Origin of the sequence: Wolbachia endosymbiont (group A) of Udea olivalis, assembly GCF_964028365.1 — a bacterium.
GTDB classification, from domain to species: domain Bacteria; phylum Pseudomonadota; class Alphaproteobacteria; order Rickettsiales; family Anaplasmataceae; genus Wolbachia; species Wolbachia pipientis.
In genome coordinates, this window is sequence record NZ_OZ034773.1 from 120839 (window position 1) to 140274 (window position 19436).

17 protein-coding genes and 1 pseudogene are annotated in these 19436 nt (G+C 34.4%); 11 read left to right on the top strand and 7 right to left on the bottom strand.

Translation table 11 applies throughout. From position 1 onward, the window contains the following. Positions 1-49: 49 nt before the first annotated feature. Entirely contained in the window at positions 50-1747 is a 1698-nt protein-coding gene (locus ABWU32_RS00605) for a hypothetical protein (protein ID WP_141456661.1), read from the top strand. Continuing rightward, positions 1738-2682 (top strand): RluA family pseudouridine synthase, encoded by a 945-nt coding sequence (locus ABWU32_RS00610; protein WP_041573544.1) that lies wholly within the window; start codon positions 1738-1740, stop codon positions 2680-2682. The genes ABWU32_RS00605 and ABWU32_RS00610 overlap by 10 nt, the downstream gene beginning before the upstream one ends. An 11-nt stretch (positions 2683-2693) precedes the next feature. Here the strand turns inward: ABWU32_RS00610 and ABWU32_RS00615 are convergent, their stop codons facing one another. From ABWU32_RS00615 to ABWU32_RS00635, 5 genes are all read right to left on the bottom strand, one after another. After that, positions 2694-3044, bottom strand: a complete 351-nt coding sequence (locus tag ABWU32_RS00615; protein ID WP_007549043.1) for a diacylglycerol kinase — start codon at positions 3042-3044, stop codon at positions 2694-2696. 97 nt (positions 3045-3141) lie between these two features. Continuing rightward, positions 3142-3330, bottom strand: a complete 189-nt coding sequence (locus tag ABWU32_RS00620; RefSeq protein ID WP_041573545.1) for a hypothetical protein — start codon at positions 3328-3330, stop codon at positions 3142-3144. Continuing rightward, positions 3308-3652 (bottom strand): EndoU domain-containing protein, encoded by a 345-nt coding sequence (locus tag ABWU32_RS00625; RefSeq protein WP_227738569.1) that lies wholly within the window; start codon positions 3650-3652, stop codon positions 3308-3310. The genes ABWU32_RS00620 and ABWU32_RS00625 overlap by 23 nt, the downstream gene beginning before the upstream one ends. Further along, positions 3649-3936, bottom strand: a complete 288-nt coding sequence (locus ABWU32_RS00630) for a hypothetical protein (RefSeq protein WP_012673373.1) — start codon at positions 3934-3936, stop codon at positions 3649-3651. The genes ABWU32_RS00625 and ABWU32_RS00630 overlap by 4 nt, the downstream gene beginning before the upstream one ends. Positions 3937-3985: 49 nt before the next feature. After that, positions 3986-5182 carry a phosphoglycerate kinase gene (locus ABWU32_RS00635; protein WP_015589416.1) on the bottom strand — a complete coding sequence of 399 codons (1197 nt, stop codon included), beginning with the start codon at positions 5180-5182 and terminating at the stop codon, positions 3986-3988. A 1050-nt stretch (positions 5183-6232) separates the two neighbouring features. On the opposite strand from ABWU32_RS00635, the gene ABWU32_RS00640 reads away from it, so the two are divergent. From ABWU32_RS00640 to ABWU32_RS00670, 7 genes and pseudogenes are all read left to right on the top strand, one after another. Beyond that, the gene (locus ABWU32_RS00640) at positions 6233-6754 is read left to right on the top strand and encodes a cytochrome b (RefSeq protein ID WP_265027904.1); all 522 of its coding nucleotides are present in this window, start codon (positions 6233-6235) and stop codon (positions 6752-6754) included. 5 nt (positions 6755-6759) lie between these two features. Continuing rightward, positions 6760-7788: an NAD(P)H-dependent flavin oxidoreductase gene (locus ABWU32_RS00645; RefSeq protein WP_015589418.1), complete on the top strand. Its 1029-nt coding sequence runs from the start codon at positions 6760-6762 to the stop codon at positions 7786-7788. Between the two features lie 122 nt (positions 7789-7910). Next, the gene (locus ABWU32_RS00650; protein WP_265027905.1) at positions 7911-9134 is read left to right on the top strand and encodes a hypothetical protein; all 1224 of its coding nucleotides are present in this window, start codon (positions 7911-7913) and stop codon (positions 9132-9134) included. A gap of 94 nt (positions 9135-9228) precedes the next feature. Continuing rightward, positions 9229-9603, top strand: a complete 375-nt coding sequence (locus ABWU32_RS00655) for a hypothetical protein (protein ID WP_022626145.1) — start codon at positions 9229-9231, stop codon at positions 9601-9603. Positions 9604-9647: 44 nt separating this feature from the next. Continuing rightward, positions 9648-12002 (top strand): type VI secretion protein, encoded by a 2355-nt coding sequence (locus tag ABWU32_RS00660; protein WP_353278683.1) that lies wholly within the window; start codon positions 9648-9650, stop codon positions 12000-12002. After that, positions 11983-14769, top strand: a pseudogene (locus tag ABWU32_RS00665) (hypothetical protein). Before ABWU32_RS00660 ends, ABWU32_RS00665 begins: the two are co-directional and overlap by 20 nt. 121 nt (positions 14770-14890) lie before the next feature. Next, on the top strand, positions 14891-15328 hold the full coding sequence (locus tag ABWU32_RS00670; RefSeq protein ID WP_242049510.1) for a hypothetical protein: 438 nt from the start codon (positions 14891-14893) through the stop codon (positions 15326-15328). Positions 15329-15382: 54 nt separating this feature from the next. Here the strand turns inward: ABWU32_RS00670 and ABWU32_RS00675 are convergent, their stop codons facing one another. Next, positions 15383-15874, bottom strand: a complete 492-nt coding sequence (locus tag ABWU32_RS00675) for an SH3 domain-containing protein (RefSeq protein ID WP_015589424.1) — start codon at positions 15872-15874, stop codon at positions 15383-15385. Between the two features lie 70 nt (positions 15875-15944). Between ABWU32_RS00675 and ABWU32_RS00680 the strand changes: the two genes are divergently transcribed. Then, positions 15945-17273 (top strand): pyruvate dehydrogenase complex dihydrolipoamide acetyltransferase, encoded by a 1329-nt coding sequence (locus ABWU32_RS00680; protein ID WP_141456686.1) that lies wholly within the window; start codon positions 15945-15947, stop codon positions 17271-17273. Positions 17274-17342: 69 nt separating this feature from the next. Beyond that, positions 17343-18167, top strand: coding sequence for a hypothetical protein (locus tag ABWU32_RS00685; protein ID WP_015589426.1), 825 nt, complete (start codon positions 17343-17345; stop codon positions 18165-18167). Positions 18168-18212: 45 nt separating this feature from the next. Here ABWU32_RS00685 and ABWU32_RS00690 read toward each other — a convergent pair whose 3' ends face one another. Next, the gene (locus ABWU32_RS00690) at positions 18213-19433 is read right to left on the bottom strand and encodes a P-loop NTPase fold protein (protein WP_015589427.1); all 1221 of its coding nucleotides are present in this window, start codon (positions 19431-19433) and stop codon (positions 18213-18215) included. Positions 19434-19436: the final 3 nt, after the last annotated feature.

Below are 19436 nucleotides of genomic sequence, written 5' to 3' on the forward strand. Positions count from 1 at the left end.
TAAGGTTTGGTTAATGTATACCTAAATAAGTTTAAACTAGAAAAATGTTATGGTTACAGACACTCAAGATCCTTTCAAAGACTATTTTGATTTTTTAGGATTTAGAAAACTTTCTGACCAGCCCAGTAGAATTTTGAGCTCTATAAGAAAGTATTCTGGTACTATATCGATAGCAAGTACCATTGCTACTCTTATAGCATTTACTGCCTTTTCTATTCAGCCTGTTACAGTAAGTATTGCTGGGTTTGCGTTCACGCCAGCACCTCTTGCCTTTATTCCTCTTATAGTTCTCTTATTTACTGCTGTTATAAACTTTATAAATACACAAAAAATAAAAGAGAATGAGATAGATAAAAAAGTAGGAAACTATCAAGTTGATGAACAGTACAGCCAGATTGTTCAAGAAGCCGAAAAAATTGAAATTGTAACAAATTTAGATAAAAAGGGGGAAAAGCTTTCAATAGTTTTACCAATTTCTAAGACGCAGAGAGAAATACTAGAAGATATAGAAGCAGAAAATAGAAATAGGATTCTCTTGTTTACTGGATCATATGTATTTGGTACTATTATAGTAGTTTCAGCAATATCACAATCCATTAATGCTCCAATAATATTAATAGCTTTATTAGTCGCTATTCTTTTATGCATCATATCAACACTTAGCAATCTAATAAGTAATAGCGTGGATCATGAAAATCATACTATTAGAAAACACAGTTCTTTAGGTCTTCTATTTCCATACTGGTCTGGAAAGGGCATGATTGTATCAGTAGTAGAAAATAAGCTTGGTAAAAGGGAAAATGAACTAATATCTCTAATGAAAAAACTACTTAGTCCGCTTTGCAACTCATTTGACAGTAACCTTAAAAAAGCTTGCGATTTACTTGATAATAGTCTTTTAAAGCCTGCAAATATTAACATTAAAGAAACGCTTGATCACCTAAAAAAAATCAGAGAAGACATCAAAAAAGATTTAGATTGGCTACATGCAGAAATTTCAGAAGTTTTAAATAACACTAAAGAATTGACAAAAAAAGCACATTCACTAGATATTGAAGGTACTTTTTCTAGGTTAGAGAATGCTATTAAAATTGCTGAAGATAAAATTGAACGATTTGAACCAAGCCGCTTTGTAGGCTGGCTTCAATCAACTACGCAGTCTAATAATAACGAGTTCCTTAGCATGCTAAAAAAGTTAAAAGAGGATACAGAAAAGGAAAAAACGGAATTGAAGAAGCAATTAAACGTAGTAAGGAATGAATTAGAAGAAATAAAAAAGAAGCAAGCTCAACCAAGTACGCCTGATTTAGAAGCTAACAATGGAAATAATACTAATAAATTATTAGTATTAGAAAATAAAGTCAAAGAACTACGTGACACAGTTAGAAAGTTAGAGCTGGAAGCAGAACAAAATAAGCTGCAGCAAAAGAAGGAAAAGTTAGAGCAAAAAAAATCTGAACAAGAAAAAACAGATGAATGGAAAGAAAAAATCAACGGCAAACCAAGTGACTTTCTATATTATTTATTAGAATCTATTAAGCTGGAAGAAAAAGATAATAAAGAAAAAAAGGTTGAGGCAACATTACGAGATTTTGATAATAAAGTTACAATCTACTGGAAAGATGGCTCTCAAACAATTTGCCATATTAAAAAACAAGGTGATCTGCAAATTGAGTCTAGTGCAACAATGTTTACAGACCCAAATGTTCAAGCAGCATGGGAAATGGCGCGGGGTAAATCACTATAGATCACTCAATAATAACCTTAAGTGTTAATAATGATAAAGAGAAATTAAGGTTAGACACCTATATAGCTGAAAAATGCAACATATCACGCAGTAAAGCTCAAAGATTGATACAAAATGAGCAGGTGAAATTACTTGGCATACCGATAATTAATAATGATCACATAGTAAAACCAGGTGAAGAGTATATAGTACATCTCGTTCAACCTGACATATCCACATCAATTGAGCCTAATTATGACATAAAACTTGATATCGTCTATGAAGATGAGGATATTATAGTTCTGAGTAAACAAAGTGGATTAACAGTGCACCCAGGTGCTGGGACAAACAATGATACGCTTTTGAACGCAGTTATCGCTCACCTTAATGTAAGACCAGGAATTGTTCATAGACTCGATAAAGATACTAGTGGGCTAATGGTAATTGCAAAAAATGAAGCAGCCCATAGTTTTTTGTCTGAATTGTTATCGAATCGCAAAATAAAGCGGGAATACTTAGCAGTAGTTTGGGGAACATTATCTTCTCAGCAAGGCACGATAAAAACTAACATTGCTCCCAAACGCGGTAATAAAGAAATGATGTGTGTAACAAAAATCACAGGCAAATTAGCAATCACTCACTATTTAGTGCAAAAAGTTATAGGACAAGTAAGCCTCGTTAAATGCACTTTAGAGACAGGCAGAACACACCAAATTCGAGTCCACATGAGCCACATAGGACATTCCATAGTTGGTGATCAAGTTTATGGAAAAAATAGTAGTAAAAGCACAAAATATGCTAAAAACTCTAGTTTTATTCGTAATTTCAATAGACAAGCACTACATGCTTATACACTGGGCTTATATCACCCCAAAAGTAAGGGATACATGGAATTTGTCTCTGATTTACCGCAAGATATAAAAACTTTAATTGGTGAGTTTGACAACATATCTTAATAACATTCGTATTAACCTATCAATATTATCATCCATGTTATCAGGAAGTTAATTAATGAAAGAAAAACTGCTGCACTACCTAGATCTTTCACCTTTTTTGAAAGTATGTGTTGTTCACTGGAAATACGCTCAATTGTCGTTTCAAAAGCAGTGTTAACAATTTCCACAATTAACACCAGGAATAGGCTGCTTATCATTACTGCACGTTCTAGATTACTTACATCCAAAACAAACAAAATTGAGACACATACTATAAAAAGCAGTAACTCCTGTCTGAACGCAATTTCTGATATAAAAGCTGATTTTATTCCTTCACAAGAGTATTGAATTGCTTTTATTAGACGAATAATGCCCTTCTTCATTATTATTCACAAAACCCTTTAATCAAAATTTTAACTCATTTGGATTTGCTACACCCTATAGCATTTTTATCATTTGTTTACCCTATTGGTTTTGAAATTAAGATTTACCGCAACTACAATAAGTACTCTTATCATCACATTTTGGTGTTAAGTCAGGATAGAACGTGAGTATAGCATCATTCTTTCTTACAAACACTGATTGATAATCGTCATCTTCCATTTCATATAGACACATTCCATCTTTTCCTAATTCCTTAAACGCCTTAGTTGCAGAAATTATCGGCATGAAGGTTATATGCGTATCCATTTGGGCATTTAACTTTCACTTCCCCATCCTTACCTAAATATTTCATTCCAAATGTATAAACTGGCGGCTTAATATCTGATTTATTGCATAGGGACTTATCATTCCAAATTGCACCTGCCCATTTATCTTCTTGAGCTTCAACATATCTACCTACAAAATGCATACCACCTAGTTTATCGTTTGGCTCACCACAAAAAATATGTCCAAACCCTATAGTTTCTTTTTCACTTTCACTATTTGTAAACCAAATGTTAGCCAGTTCATCTTTAAGTAACTCCAAATCCGCATCTGGCGTAATCACTTATATATTCCTTTCACTACTTCTTGATGCTGCGGACAACTAAGTAAAATTTTGAAATCTTCTTTATCTGGATGTGCTCCCCAATCTCCACAAACTTTCAACACTCCTCTATCGAAGTCAGTTAATTCTGAAACGGTGGCTGGTTGTGAACTGAAAAATGGTTCAAAATTGACTTCAACATTTTCTTCTACATAGCCGGTGTGAAAATAATGATCCTTAATATAAAAAATAAATCCTATTATTGGTATTATTAAACACAAAATTAGTTTAACTGTCTTCGACATAATCACGTTCACAAAAAAGCTAGCCTATAAGAAATAATTTAAAAAAGTTTTAATCTAATCGTTTTTGCAGAGCAGCAACTCCCGGCATTTCATCGCCACTTAACCAATCTAAAAATGCTCCTCCACCAGTGGAAACATATGTAAAATCCTTATCGGTAAGGCCTGCAGCGCTTATTGCAGATAGACTATCGCCTCCCCCTATTATGCTGGTTAACTTTCCTTTGTGCGTTAAGTCACTTACGATTTTCATTACCCCTATTGTACCACTTGCAAAAGCTGAATGTTCAAAAACACCAATAGGTCCATTCCACAGCAGAGTCTTACTGCTTGCTATTATACTGCTTATTGTACTCAAAGTTTGTGGTCCGATATCCAAAATTATATCACCGTCCAAAATGGACTCAGTTCTTCTTGAAATACTAGTGCTGTAATCAGAGTTTACTGCAACCAGAACGTCTTCTGGCACAACTATTTTGCAATTGTTTTTATTTGCTGTTTCAACAATATTATGTAGAAGGTCGTCAACACCATTTTGAAAGAAAGATTTCCCTATATTTACTTTGCTAAATGACAAAAAATTATTGGCTATTGCACCACCTAGAACTAGGTAATCAACCTTTTCTGTTAGCTTCATAAGCACTTTTATTTTAGTTGATATTTTAGCTCCCCCAACTATCGCAGTAATAGGTTTAGCTTTAAATGATACAGCTTTTTCAAGATACTTTAGCTCATCTTGCAAGCAAAATCCCGCATAAGAAGGTAAAAATTCTGTAATGCGTGAAATAGAAGCGTGAGCTCTGTGAGAGCAAGAAAATGCATCATTTACATATATATCCGCTAGAGATGCTAGTTGTTTGGCAAAATTTGAGTCACTTTGCTCTTCCTCTTTATAAAATCTTAGATTCTCTAGTAATATTATATCTCCTGCATCCATAACACTTACTGCTCTTTGTACTTTTTCACCAAAGCAATCGTCAATGAATTTCACTTTTTTATTTAGTAACTGCGATAAAGTGTCAATTACATTTTTTAGCGACAGATTATTGTCTCTGGCCTTTGGGCGTCCAAAATGTGATATAATAATAATCTTTGCACTCGCATTCACTAAATACTGAATAGTAGGCAATGCTCTCAAAATACGAGTGACGTCACGAATTTCTCCATCTTTTATAGGAACATTGAAGTCAACTCTGAGTAAGACGGCTTTATTGTGAAGATCACAATTTTCTATACTAGGTATACTCATTGTAAAACTAAAGCTATAAAGTCACTATACAGCAGTTTGATCTAAAGTAAAGTTTTAAGCTTACGAACGTTTAAGGAAATTTGCATGCCAAACGCTTGACACTGGAACCTTATCGTCATGCCGCCACGAACCGTCATACCGCTGCGGCGCTAACAAGAGATCCCGCTAACACGTAGCGGGATGACGAATTACTTAACCATCATCTACACCGTCATACCGCGATTCATTCGCGGTATCTCAAAGCATAGATCCCGCTAACACGTAGCGGGATGACGAGGTCATGCCACCGCGCGAACCGTCATACCGCCACGAACCGTCATACCGCCGCAGACCGTCATACCGCGATTCATTCGCGGTATCTCTTAACATAGATCCCCTACTATACCTTAACATAGATCCCGCTAACACGTAGCGGGATGACGGTTGTTGTTTAGCTATAAATATTAAGAAATTTACCAAATGAAAAAAAAGGCAAAAGAAACCCTGGGGTTATTATCCGCTTTAAAATATTGGCGTTTTTTATGTTTTAAACGCTTGACAAGCGAGATTCAGCCGCTTTTAATTGCAACTAACTTACGCTGCAAATGTTTAAGAAATTTACTAAGCAGAAAAAAAGACAAAGAATCCCCGAGTTAGCTAGTCTTTTACTATCTCTGTCGAGTATTGGCATTTTTTGATGTCTTGTAACGCTTTATAAGCGCGTTCAGCTTATTTAGATAAAAATCTAGATGTAGATGAAGTTTTGTAAAGACATACAGTATCTATATACTGCAAAAAATTGAACATAAGACGCCGATACATTAAGTAATCCTTACCTTTTAATCTGCAGATTGGCGAAAGCAAATACAATAGCTTCAGTTTCATGATAAGGGCGCTGGCGAAGGGTGTCAAGTAAGTTTTTCGTTTAATCCGTTTCTTGATTTAGGTGCCCTTGACTTCCGGCTGGGTCGAATTTGTATAGCTACATTGTTGGTAAATCTAAATTGCTTTAATAATTTTGATTGAAAAATAGTTTTTCTATTATATAAATGCTACTTTAGAGTAATCAAAATGGAAGAAAATAAATATAGCCTAGGTTTAAGAGTTATCCATTGGTTGATGGCTGTTTTTATTATCGGTATGCTTTGCTCTGGACTTTATATGAAAAGCTTACCACTTAGCAATGAAATTAAGTTCAACATATACGCTATTCATAAGGCTTGCGGTATCACTATTCTTGGATTAATCATAGTACGCATATTTTTTCGCGTCTTTACTTATGTTCCACCACTTCCAGCAAATTTTTCTCGGTTTGTAATCAATATAAGTAAAGCAGTGCACTTTGGTTTGTATTCTTTAATGGTGCTAATGCCACTATCTGGCTATGTCATGTCTTCTGCTTCTGGCAAACAGATCAAATATTTTTTCCATATCCCTTTGTTGATTAATCAAAACAAAGATCTAGCTAACACGGCTAACGAGCTACATTCGATGCTTGCATATTTTATGGTACTCTTTATAATCTTACATATACTTGGCGCTTTGAAGCACACATTTATAGATAAGCAAAACATTTTTAAACGTATGATATAGGTTATATGTTAAGTAGCCTCTGGAAAAAAGGAACAGATTTTCTTGGCAGTGAGTTTGCTATAATGGGTGGTGCTATGAGCTGGGTTTCAGAGAGAAACTTGGTCTCAGCAATCTCAAACGCTGGTGGTTTTGGTGTGATTGCATGTGGTGCAATGTTCCCAGACTTACTGGAAAAAGAAATCATAGAGACACAAAAATTAACTAACAAGCCATTTGGTGTAAACCTAATTACTATGCACCCAAAGTTGAGTGAGTTGATAGATGTGTGTATTGAAACGAAAGTGAGCCATATAGTGCTTGCCGGTGGACTGCCAACAAAGCCTAATATAGAAAAAATCAAGGGTGCAGGCATTAAAGTTATGTGCTTTGCACCAGCATTAAGCCTTGCGAAAAGGTTAGTAAAAATGGGAGTAGATGCATTAATAATAGAAGGAATGGAAGCAGGTGGGCATATAGGTCCAGTGAGCACTTCTGTTCTTGCACAAGAGATATTGCCTCATTTTAAAAATGAACAAATACCAGTGTTTGTTGCAGGTGGAATAGGCAGAGGCGAAGTGATAGTTAATTACTTAGAAATGGGAGCAAGTGGCTGTCAAATAGGCACATTATTTGTCTGCACTAATGAGTCAATTGCCCACAAAAATTTTAAGGAAGTGTTTATTAAATCGGCCGCACGTAATGCAATACCTTCTGTACAGATAAGTGCTGATTTTCCTGTAATTCCTGTAAGAGCTATAGCCAACAAAGCAAGTGATGACTTCATGAAGCGTCAAAAAGAAGTTATTGATGAATACCAAAAGGGCCAGATCTCAAAAGAAGATGGGCAGCTTGAAATAGAAAAATTCTGGGCTGGAGCTTTAAGAAGAGCAGTAATTGATGGAGATGTTGAAACAGGATCTCTAATGGCTGGCCAAAGTGTTGGCATGGTTGATAGGGAAAAGCCTGTAAAAGAAGTAGTGAATATGTTAGTTCAACAAGCAAAGAATCATATTAATAGCAAATCTGTAGAAGTAGAAAGCCCAGAAAGCAAATAGTTAAGCGACCTTCCAATAAGCAAGTTGCCGCAATTATTTATAATATGGCATAATTGCCCAGTTTTAATGTAAAATTAACGCTAAAGAGGTATCTATACATTTTGTTATGTATGGAGGAGTCTATGCTAAGTTCTAAAAAAGATATTAACCAACAATTGCACGACACTATATACAAAAAGGTAACAAAAGAAAATCATAAATATGGAAGCCCACAAAAGGGAGATGGAGCTATCAAAAAATGCATAGAGTTGTTCAAGGAAGGAGCTAGTCCTGAGGTATTAACTGAATTAGAAAAATCGCTGAGAGAACAATTAGAAAAATCACCAGAAAAACAAGAGGAATATCAAAAACATTATAAGTATTATATCGAAAACTTTCTTCCTGCATTGAAAGATGAAGTAATAAAATCAGAAGAACTAGCTGTACCTACAGTATTTAACAATGAAAGAGAACAATCACAAAGACCACAAACAATAAGAGGAAAAATAGTAAAAACAATTTTGGATATTACTAACAGGAGCAGCAGTGTAAGCTCAATACCAAATGCTGTTGAAGAAAATATTGAAGATCAAATGCAGCTAAAACATATTGAAGAGCAAAACAACACACAAGAAACACCCTTGAATGTAGCTGAGAAAAAAAGTGGTGATAATAAAATACTTAGTAATTCAGATGTTGCAGAGGAAGTGTTTGAAAAATATAGCAAGGTTGTGAAAGAAATAGAGGAGAAGAAAACTTCTAAACTCAGTAGTGGCAATGACTCAGATAGTGGAATAGACTCACCTAGAACGAGTAAAGAAAGTTTGAAATCACCAGTAAGTAGCAGAAGGAGCAGTTTAACTTTAGTAACAAGCACTTCATCTGAGGAAAGTTTAAACTCAACATTGAGCTCTGTTGAAGGAGATAATGGCTTACAACCAGAGGGTGGAGAAAAAACTGAGTTATTAGAATCAAATTTGGAATCCCCAAAAGAAAACGAGACTCAAGTGCAGCCAGAGCAGACTGTAAAAAAAGAGCCAAAAATGCAAGAAAATGAAAACTCAGATGGTCAAGCAAATCCAGATCAAGTTAAGAAAGATATCCTACTTAAAAACCAACCCAATAACAGAAATCTTCACGTTGCACTTGTAGCAGGTTGTGCTCTCTCCACAATAGGGTGCATTGTTGCAGGAGCAATGACATCAGGATTGATAGGAGCAGGACTACTTGCTATGGTTGCAGTGCTTGCTATAGCAGCAGTAGCTGAATTGCATTCAAACTTCCTATCAAGTAAATTAACATCCATTAATGTGAGTCCTCTTGTTGATGATAAGAGCTTACAGCATGTTCACAGCGGTAAAAATTAAATATGTGTTACTTGTAGTGGATAAGTGAATTCAGTTCTTGCCTATTGATATAAAAGTTGTTATATTTGAGGAATGTTTAAAAGGTGTTTAGTTGATGCGCATTCAATTGAATAAAGTTTTGGTTTTTATAGCCTTATTAAGTTTCATTTTTGCATCATATTCTAGCGAAGCAAGTTCGGCGAGTGATGAATTAAAGGGTATACAAGAAACGGTAAAAAATTTTATTTCTTCATTTTCAGTTAAAGATACTGTAGAAAATATGAGTCCTTCAACAATCATAGGGTTGTGTATAGCTGCAGTGATACTTGCAGTAGTGTTCAGAGGTCTAATCTTTTTTATGATAATGTTTGGTGTACTGGTCCTGATGTTCGGTAGTACAGAAAAGGCAACAGACTACTTAAAAGAAAAATTTAACTTTGCAAAAGATATAAAATTACAATCCGATAGCGAAAAAAAAGATAAAAATTAAGATAGTATTTTTATCTTTTTTAATTATCTTTATTGAATACGCATATGCAGTTAAAAGTACCAACAGTTAACTCTAAGCTTAAAAAAAAGAACAACTTAGCATTACTAGAAAGCATTGATTTAGATTTTGTTCCTTATGCTTGTCATTACGATGAAGAAACCATACTAACAAAACAGGGAGAATTGTTAAAAATAATCAAGTTAGAAGATTATTCTTCTGTTGATAACTACAGGGACCTCAGAACTGAAATTAGAAAAAGCATATCAAAAAATATTAATAGCCTGTGTTTTACCGTTTGGATTCATACCGTTAGAAAGCGCAATAAACTGAGCTTGAAATGGAATAAAACTGAAGACTTCTCTGACAACCTACATTCAACGTGGTTTAATAAACCAACTGATAGTAAATTACAGTATATAAATGAACTATACATTGTAATATTGTTTAGCGATTTTGGCAAGCATACTAATAATTCGTTTTTTTTCAATAGAATAAAGAATAAGCATAAGTTGTCTTTACAAGAAAGCCATCAGGAGTTGCAAAAGATAACTGACGTAATTCAAAATGATTTAGGACCTTTTGGAGCTAAAAAACTGAGTCTAAGGTTTAGTGAAGGTAAAATATATTCTGAAATGATAGAATTTCTCCACTATATTGTTACATTAACGCACAAAGATTATCCAATACATGAAAGGGACCTGTCGCAATATATTAGAAATTTTAAAATAGCTTTTGGTTTCAATACGTTTCAAACAATATTTGAAAATCAACAGAAATTTGGCTCTATTTTCAGCATAAAAGAATACCGGGAAATCTCTTTAGGTAATATAGATAGATGCTTGCAGCTTGAATCTGAATTTATCATTACAGAAATAATGATATTTACTAGTAATAACAAAGCAATAAAAGAATTTAAAAAACAAATCAACATGCTGCAAATTAGTGAGGATAATACCTTACTTAAAAGCTCAGGAATTGAAGAAATAATAGAGCTTGAAAAGACCTCTAGTATAGACTTCTGCCAACAGAAAATTATTTTTACAATATTTGCAGATGATAGGAATAAGTTAGCTGAAAGTATTAGTGATTTATCTTCTATAATGTCATTAGTTGGCTTCATGATGTTTAGAACTGATTTACATATGGAAAGTCATTTTTGGGCACAACTTCCAGGCAATTTTGCTTTTATTACGCAACCGAAAAATATCTTAACAAAATACGCTTGCAGCTTTGCTATGCTGCACGATTTTACGTCAGGTACATTAAAAGGAAGAAGGTGGAAAGAAGCGGTAATGATTTTTTTCTCAAAAAAAGGAAATCCTTACTTCTTTAATTTTCATGGAAAAAGAAATAATGGCCATACTACGATACTCGGAGCTCCAAATTCAGGCAGAACTTCACTCATTAATTTTCTATTATCAGAATCAAGAAAGTTTAACCCAAGAATTGTCATATTGGATAACACTGGAAAATCAATAATTTTTACTAAAGCAGTGAGTGGTAAATATTACATAATCGATCCAAAATATAAGGACAAAAGCCTAAAATTTAATCCACTAAACATTGAAGATAGTGCTTCCAATCGCAATATGTTGGTTGAACTGATCAGAAGAATGGTAGCCGATACGAGCTTGGTGGACGTAGAAGAAAAGATAAGAAAAATTGTGGATTCTATATTTGCTATACCCAAGGAATCACGTTCTATTTCACAAATTTCTGAGGTGCTCTTGCTCCTTGGGGGTAAGATAAGTAGATGGTGTGACGATGGTGACTTTGCTTACTTATTTCAAGATGGTAATGAATCAGATATTGACTGGGAAACAAAAATTATATCTCTCAACACCGCAAACCTTACAAAACAAAAGGAATGTATGTCCGTGATACTTTACTATTTTTTATATTCTTTTGAGGCAAAATGTGATGGCTCGCCTGCAATACTTGTTTTGGATGAAGCATGGGAGATAAGTAATATTTTTCCTACAGAGAAAGAGTTTGATAACTGGATGCAAAGAATGACGGAACTAAATGTTGTAGTAATCCTAAGTACTGAAAATTTAAATCTCGCATTTGCTAGCAAATTTACTCAATATTTAGATAAACATGTTGATACAAGAATCTTGATGCCGAACGTCAATGCAAATAGATTATACATGAAAGCATTTTCTTTATCAAAAGAGGAGCTGAATATAATTCTGCAGACGCCAACGCAGGAAGGTTTATTTTTGATAAAACAGTATAAAGGATTAGTAACTTTAAATTTAGATTTAAAGAATATGCAAGAAATACATGTACTTTCAGCTAACAAAGAGACGATAAAGTATATGTACGAGGCAATAAAGGAAAAAGGAGAAGAAGTTAATGAGTGGTTACCGGTATTTTATGAGAAGTGTAAGGCTTAATTTCTTATTGATATTTTTTTTGATACTTGGTCTTTCGTATCAAGGATATGCTGATTGTCCAACATTTGTAGAAAGTAATACTTGGTTGGAAGCAATAGTTGGTGGAGATTGGGTAAAGGAAATTAAGGTGCAAGCAATAAAAGATCAAGGAGTTGATGGTTACTTTAATCCCAAAATTAGAGTATGTGCTTATGATGGACAAAGTTATTGTTATGACTTACAAAGTGGGGAATCCTGCCGCCAGATATATGGAACGCAAGGTACAGGAGCTGGAGTTTCTGCTGCAGCTTTTATCGACTGGGAAGGAGATAAAACAAAAGCTGGAGGAGAAATTGCTCGGGGTCTTAAATGGGAATGGGCAGACGGTGTTACTGATGAGGAAAAAAGAAGATTCGCTAACTCTCCTAAAATATGTGCTTGCAGTCAAAAAGGGGCTTGTATGTCAGGAATTTCTTCATGGGGTTCTAGAGTATTTTCGGGTGAGAATATTTTCCGTCCTGGGGAGATGGAAAAAGTCTGTGATACCTGCTACCAAACGGCAGTAAAATGTGCTCCTGTGCCACTTGCACCTAGCCCCCCTCCATTCTGTGAACAACTTGCGATGTCACCTCCACAAGTTAGAATTGTTCCTATAACAAATGAAGATAATGATTACTTCGATCCAAGAGTTGGGGTGATAATTAGCGGACTGGAGGAAAGAAAAGAGTTAGGTTTTCCACACGTTGTTTCAAATAATGAGAACATTCCAAATCACTCATATACTGTTACAGATAAGGATACTCACTATTACTTCAAAACCTATAGAAAAAAGGGCCAGCTCTGTGCTGAATACCTTGGAACTCAAAGTATAAATGAACAAAATCCACGGTTCGTCCGCTGTTTTCCTGCACCACCTGCTCCAGAACCTGAGATAGTGGAGATAGTAAATAAAAATACATTGAAAGTAGAAATGAAGATGAGTGAGAGCACTTGTGCTAAAGCACATGGAACCTATAGTAATGGTTCCTGTACTTTTAATGTTAATACTGACCTCAACCATCCTATAAACATTGGCCCCCTATCTTTAAAAGTAGTAAAACCAGCAATAGTAGCAAAAACAACTGATAGTAATATTGATAATATTATAGAAGGTATATTAGAAAGTAATCCGCAACAATTTAAAGTTCTGAAAGAATATGGCTATGTTCCTGATGTGCAAATTAAATGTTCTAAAGGCGGAAGTTTTTATAGTTTTAATGATTTTGAGAAAAAGTTAAAAGACAAATCTATTCAATGTGAATTTAATAACTCTGGGCAGCCGGAAATAGAAGTAAAGTATAAAGGAAATTCTAACAGTAAAATGCTTTGTCTTTCTGGATGGCAGCCAGAACCAGAGGAGTTTGTTCTTAAAAGAGAAAATAAAATAATACCACTAAAATTAATGGGAACAAGATATACTAAATACAATGCTGTTTACTCCAAGGAATCAAATCAGTTCTATTATCTTCCAAGCAAGGAAAATAAAAGAGCCGATCTCTTAAACAGAGATCAGAGTGAGTTAGATAAAATAATATTCAATAAACAAGGGTATGTTTTCTTCCCTGATGAAAATGAGCAGAAGAAGAGAGAATGCAGTTACTGTGTAAAAAGAAATGATGAGATAGACGATACATTTAAATCTAGTAAAGGACTGAAAGTAGTATACAAATTGACGGATGTAGAGCATAGAGAAAAATGTAATCAAGGTGATGATGGTTGTATCTGCTTTACTGGAACATGCAGCCGTTCAACACGATATGTAGACAAAGAAAACACTCAACCTTTTTATACAAAGATTTCACAAAATACAAATGGCGTTGTCACACAACAAGAAGCACCAATTAAAGCAAACAGAACGGAGGTCTTTTACGCTGATAAATTGTGTAGGTTCGATTTAGAAGGTCTCAAAGAGAAGTTAAAAGAGATAATCGAGAAACAACTGGAAAAAGAGAAACAAGAACCGGAAAAAAAGAGCGAAAAGTCCCATGTTTTTGGAAGTGGAGATTATGATGTGGATGGCTCACAAATAACATCTAGCCGTGTTGAAATAGAAGTGTGGGGATGTGGTGAAGCAGGTCACATAAAAGATACACCTTACACTTACACACCTAATTCCACTGAAAGTAGAGTAGGAATGCCAGGAGATTATATTAAAGCTGAATTGGAAATTGATCTTGATTATCCTATAATTAACATTAAAGTTGAACAGGGAGGAGGTAACAGGGAAAAGGAATATACAGATAAGGATGGGGGTCCTATTTTTATAAGAAAGTGTCGTTTAGGTAAACAAGAGTGCAAGGATTTAATCACTATGGGAGGCGGAGGCATCTATAAAATATATGAGTATAAGGATTATACCGAACCAATAATTGATGATAGTGTAAAATTAAAAGAAAAAACCACAACAACAGGATTGCGGGTTACTGAAGATAATAAAATAATATATATAGAAAATGGTGAAATCAAGCATGAAACAGTAAATTGTAGCAAGGGTTTTGGAAGCAGTAAACCTGGTGCAGGTGGTTGCATTGATAAAAGCAAAAGAATTTATGGTAAAGGCTCTGCAGGGTAGGTGAAGGTAACGCCTATTATAAAGGGATTTGACATAAACATAATAAATGATGCTATTGAAAAAATGATAGGAAATCGATATGATCCCGGGGAGGTTAGGGATTTTTCGAGGAGTGAGTTTGACACGAGTTTAACTAAGATGATTGAAGAGGAACTCAAAAAAGAATTGTTAAGGTAAAAAGATATAACTCTGAAAATTATGCTCTCGTTTTAATAATTAATTAAAGTAAAGCATGTAGTAAATGGTGTAATTGCTGTATCTTAACAAAAAGGTATAACGAATGTAAGGAGGGTACTTTATGTCTCTAAAGAATAAAATTTCTGAGCTAATAGAACAACAATTTAGCATTAAATACCATGACAATTATTTGGCTTACGCTATACATAAGTGGGCTGCAAGCGAAATATCTAATTCCATTGCTTTTTGCATAATTGGTTGTGGAAATTGCAAGATTGGATATCAAGATGCTGCAAATTCGTTCAACATAACAAAAGAAGAAATTGAACAAGGTAATATTGCAAGCATAGAAAGTAAAATAAAAAGTGAAGCTGAAAAATCAGGTAGCGAGTTTTCTGAGTTGATTTCTAGAGTGGATCAATCGCTAAGAGAACAAAGTGAAAAGTCTATTGTACAAATTTTAGATTCATCCGCTGAGGAGATGTTAAGGAGTTTCTGTGATAGCCCTGTACAGTCTCCAGAGCATGAAGAAGTCAGTGCCATCCTCTGCTTCACATGAAGAGCATGCTACAGAAGGCCTAGAAACTAGTGTTAATTCAGATCTTTTGTCAACCTAATCAACCCCATATATATGTTTTTTTTGTACCCATGCTTTGCGTTTTGGGGTAGAAAGAAAACACCACTCTTCGTTACACTTTTCTATTTTCATTACAACAAATTTGTCTATTTTTATAGTAATCTTGCTGTCTACACTCTGTTTTTGATATCCATAAGTATCTTCTTTTACAATCGCGTAGCGCTTATCACTAAGAAGATTGCCTTTTATCCATCCGCAGTCTTCATCTATATCGCAGACCTTTTTCCAACTCTCAAACTCTTCTATCACTTTCAGGGGCAGATTTTTGCAAGTGTATATCCATTTTACAGGATAGTGAAACCCTGGCCCCGTTCTCATGTTGATCTTATTTGATTTGGTTGAAACAAAGTTGTTAGCAAACAAGCTATGGCTAAATAATAAAAACAATAGGATAATAGTACTGAACCAAGATCCCAGTGTCACGCACTGGGATAACGTGAGGGATAGTGTAACAGACTTATTCATCATAATTCACGATTAGGTTGACATAAGATAAAGAGTAAATTAAAAATTGAATAGATCTTTAAATGCAAAATCAATGCCTATAGAAATATTAATGCCTGCTCTTTCACCGACAATGAGCAAAACTGGAGGAAAAATTGTAAAGTGGCATAAAAAAGAACAAGACAAAGTTGAAGTAGGCGACGTAATTGCTGAGATAGAGACTGATAAAGCCATAATGGAGTTTGAATCTGTAGATGAAGGAGTTGTAGCAAAAATTTTAGTAACAGAAGGAACAAGTGGCGTGCCTGTAAATCAACCAATAGCTTTAATGCTGGAAGAAGGGGAGGATGAAAATGCACTTAACAACTATACCTCAACTTCCATCAATAGTGCAGTTAAAAAGGAAGTGACAAAATGTGCTGTTGATAATCAAAAATCAGAACACCAAGATTTAAACGGAAAGCCAATAAGTCATTCTTCGGTGTCATTCCAGCGCGTGACGCTGGAATCCAACCTCTCAATGTCATCCCAGTGCTTGACACTGGGATCTAGAAAAGAAGAAGATACTAAGACAACAGAAGGTAGAATAAAAATAAGCCCATTAGCTAAGAAAATAGCTCAAAATGAAGGGGTTAATGTGCAGCAATTAAAAGGTACAGGACCATACGGTCGCATAATTAAGGCTGATGTGTTGGAGTTTTTAGGCAGTGGTATACATACTGAAAGTCCTGAGATAGTTGAAGTAAGCAACATACGCCAAGTGATAGCACAGCGCCTGACTGAATCCAAACAGAATGTTCCACATTTTTATTTAACTGTAGACTGCCAGGTTGATAAGTTAATATCGTTAAAAAACGAGATTAACTCAGCAGATGAAAACAATAAAGTAACAATCAATGACTTAATTATCAAAGCTGTGGCTTTTAGCATGAAAAAATTTCCTGATATAAATTCTTCGTGGATAGATAATAAAATACTTAAATACTCGAATGTAGATATCTCAATCGCTGTGGCACTTGAAGATGGGCTAATTACTCCTATAGTAAAAAATGCTGATAAAAAGGGTATTTTATCTATATCAAAAGAAGTGAAAGATTTAGTAAGCAGAGCAAGATCTGGAAAATTGAAACCTGAAGAGTTTCAAGGAGGAGGGTTTACTATCTCCAACTTAGGGATGTTTGGTATAAAAGCCTTCAGTGCTATAATCAATCCGCCGCAATCTTGCATTATGGCAGTTGGTGCATCTAAAAAACAACCAATTGTTATGAATGAGAAAATAGAAACAGCAGAAATAATGACAGTAACGCTCTCTGTTGACCATAGAGCAGTTGATGGGGCACTCGGAGCAAAGTTTTTAAATGCCTTTAAGCATTATATAGAGAATCCTCTGGTGATGCTTATTGAAACTGCGGTAATCTATTAGCATTGTTATTACAAAATTAATACCTCTAAGTTTATACTTTTATTAGTTAATAGGTTTAGAGGTAAAAAAATGAATACTACAGTAGAAAAAAATAATCCAAAAATTTTTCCTCAAAATGAAGGAAAGATTAACTCAAAAGGCATGGTTGCCCCACCTGTTCCTCCGAAATCTTCCCAAGCTAAATTTGCTGGAATAAAAGCAATTTTTGAGCGAAATGTACCTCATTCTCAAGCAAATGATAGTAATGAAACAGTGAGTAGCAATCTTGGAAGAACATTTGGCCCAACAATGCAAAAACTCATGGAAGACAACATTCATAGCACTCCTAACAAACAACGCCGCAATTCAGGGGATAGTGGTATCAGTGATATTAGTAGCAGCACTTCTGATGATGAGGATAGAACAATAAAAGATAAAATGATGGAAAATGTTAAGCAGGATAACCATCAAAAAAGCTTTGATTTACATAAAGTACAAGCAACTGATGAATTAGAAACCGTAAAATTTCTCAAAACGCTAAGCAAGAAAGAAAGAGAAAAACTTGGTTTTTCTCCTAAACAGCAAAATAACCAAAAGGTTGAGACTAGCAAAAAAACTTATAATCCACTTGATTGGAATCCAATCTATCAAGGTAAAAAGCTCTTTAGCTTAGGCAATATGTCGAGTAATTCGTCTTCATGTAGTGAAAAAAGCAATATTTCAGATGTAAGCGATAAGTCTAATAATTCAAACATTGTTAGATGTAATATTACTAGGAGTAACAGTAAGGAAGACCTTCGTAAACCTGATGCTTCACATAATGACAAATCTGCAGGTAAAAAATTATCTAATGTCAATGTAAGCGAATTAATCAGAAAGTTTGAACAAGGTAATGACATAGTAAAAGGGCGTTAATCAAATGTTACCCTATCTTTGTATATGTGAAGGTAGGGTATCTTTTCAAAATAGTATATCCTTTATAGCTTTGTTAATTTTTGACTCCCTCTCTGCAAAAGCAGTTTCTAGAGAGGTTTTAAGTTTTTCCCATTCTTCTTGACCATTTAGAACTAAAGATTTATATTCATTTTCAATTTTTTCCAATGCTCTTTGATATGAAAAACCTAATTCCTCATATATATCAATATTTATCGATTGCAGTATTACCAAAAATGAAAACAAATTCGGATCAGGTAATTCTTCTCTTGTGTGATTCAGAAGACACAGCTTTATTTTTTTTACGCAGTATTCTATTGTTTTTAACGATAGTGACAGGCTTTCTGCATAAAATATAAAACTATCTACAATCAAATTTTTTGACTTTTTCGGTAATTTAATATTTTCAAATAGTTCTTTTGTAAATTTTTCTATCGGTTGTTTTGGCAAATGTAAAGAGAGATCAGTAAAAGATTTTAGGTCAAAATTTGGTCCAAGTATTGTGCTGATTGCTCTTTGTACATTACTCTTATCTTTACTTACAGGAATAATGAAAACCAGCCCCTCCACATCAAGCATATACTTTATAGATTCCAAAAAATCGACAACGAATTTAGGACGGCACACATCAAGATTATCCACCATTATATAAATGTTTTTGTCTTTTCTGATTTTATTAACCACATCCGCTAACTGTGTTTTAAAATCTCTAGTACTCTCTTTTCTTCTTTGGAGAAGACTTAATTCACTCAAGACAAAACCTATGTCTTTTTTATCAGCCTCTTTTGCAGCATCAAGAAATACTGAAAGCATAGCAAGTGGAGATTTACTGATCAGCTTTCCTAGTGTGTTTAGAGAAAATAGCTCTTGGTTTATGTTCTTGAACTGTTGTATAACACTTCTTTTTACTTTATACGATACAAATAAATCTTCAAATAGGAAATTTAAAAAAGAAGGCAGTGGTTGGTCCAATGCATTGATATCCCATGCACTATAATAAGCTGCAATTTCATTTTGCTGTTTTAACTCTTTTACCCATTCTTTCAAAAAAAACGTCTTGCCCCATCCATCATATCCTTCCAAAGATATTATTGTAAAAGACTGATCAATTGTTTTAATTATATTGTTAAATTTACCTGAAAATTGCTTATAGTTTAGACGGTCATTTTCCCAAGCCACCACTTTAAGTGGTGGCGCTATTTCTTTCTTTTTGAATGTTATTAGCGATATAAGTTTTTTTAAGCACATGTC

Bases quoted from the DNA above. Each gene is read 5' to 3' on its own strand.
- ABWU32_RS00670 (WP_242049510.1), top strand. From the start codon at position 14,891: ATGTCTCTAAAGAATAAAATTTCTGAGCTAATAGAACAACAATTTAGC.
- ABWU32_RS00685 (WP_015589426.1), top strand. From the start codon at position 17,343: ATGAATACTACAGTAGAAAAAAATAATCCAAAAATTTTTCCTCAAAAT.
- ABWU32_RS00655 (WP_022626145.1), top strand. From the start codon at position 9,229: ATGCGCATTCAATTGAATAAAGTTTTGGTTTTTATAGCCTTATTAAGT.
- ABWU32_RS00690 (WP_015589427.1), bottom strand. From the start codon at position 19,433: ATGTGCTTAAAAAAACTTATATCGCTAATAACATTCAAAAAGAAAGAA.
- ABWU32_RS00650 (WP_265027905.1), top strand. From the start codon at position 7,911: ATGCTAAGTTCTAAAAAAGATATTAACCAACAATTGCACGACACTATA.
- ABWU32_RS00630 (WP_012673373.1), bottom strand. From the start codon at position 3,936: ATGTCGAAGACAGTTAAACTAATTTTGTGTTTAATAATACCAATAATA.
- ABWU32_RS00635 (WP_015589416.1), bottom strand. From the start codon at position 5,182: ATGAGTATACCTAGTATAGAAAATTGTGATCTTCACAATAAAGCCGTC.
- ABWU32_RS00620 (WP_041573545.1), bottom strand. From the start codon at position 3,330: ATGCCGATAATTTCTGCAACTAAGGCGTTTAAGGAATTAGGAAAAGAT.
- ABWU32_RS00675 (WP_015589424.1), bottom strand. From the start codon at position 15,874: ATGATGAATAAGTCTGTTACACTATCCCTCACGTTATCCCAGTGCGTG.
- ABWU32_RS00680 (WP_141456686.1), top strand. From the start codon at position 15,945: ATGCCTATAGAAATATTAATGCCTGCTCTTTCACCGACAATGAGCAAA.
- ABWU32_RS00615 (WP_007549043.1), bottom strand. From the start codon at position 3,044: ATGAAGAAGGGCATTATTCGTCTAATAAAAGCAATTCAATACTCTTGT.
- ABWU32_RS00640 (WP_265027904.1), top strand. From the start codon at position 6,233: ATGGAAGAAAATAAATATAGCCTAGGTTTAAGAGTTATCCATTGGTTG.
- ABWU32_RS00605 (WP_141456661.1), top strand. From the start codon at position 50: ATGGTTACAGACACTCAAGATCCTTTCAAAGACTATTTTGATTTTTTA.
- ABWU32_RS00660 (WP_353278683.1), top strand. From the start codon at position 9,648: ATGCAGTTAAAAGTACCAACAGTTAACTCTAAGCTTAAAAAAAAGAAC.
- ABWU32_RS00645 (WP_015589418.1), top strand. From the start codon at position 6,760: ATGTTAAGTAGCCTCTGGAAAAAAGGAACAGATTTTCTTGGCAGTGAG.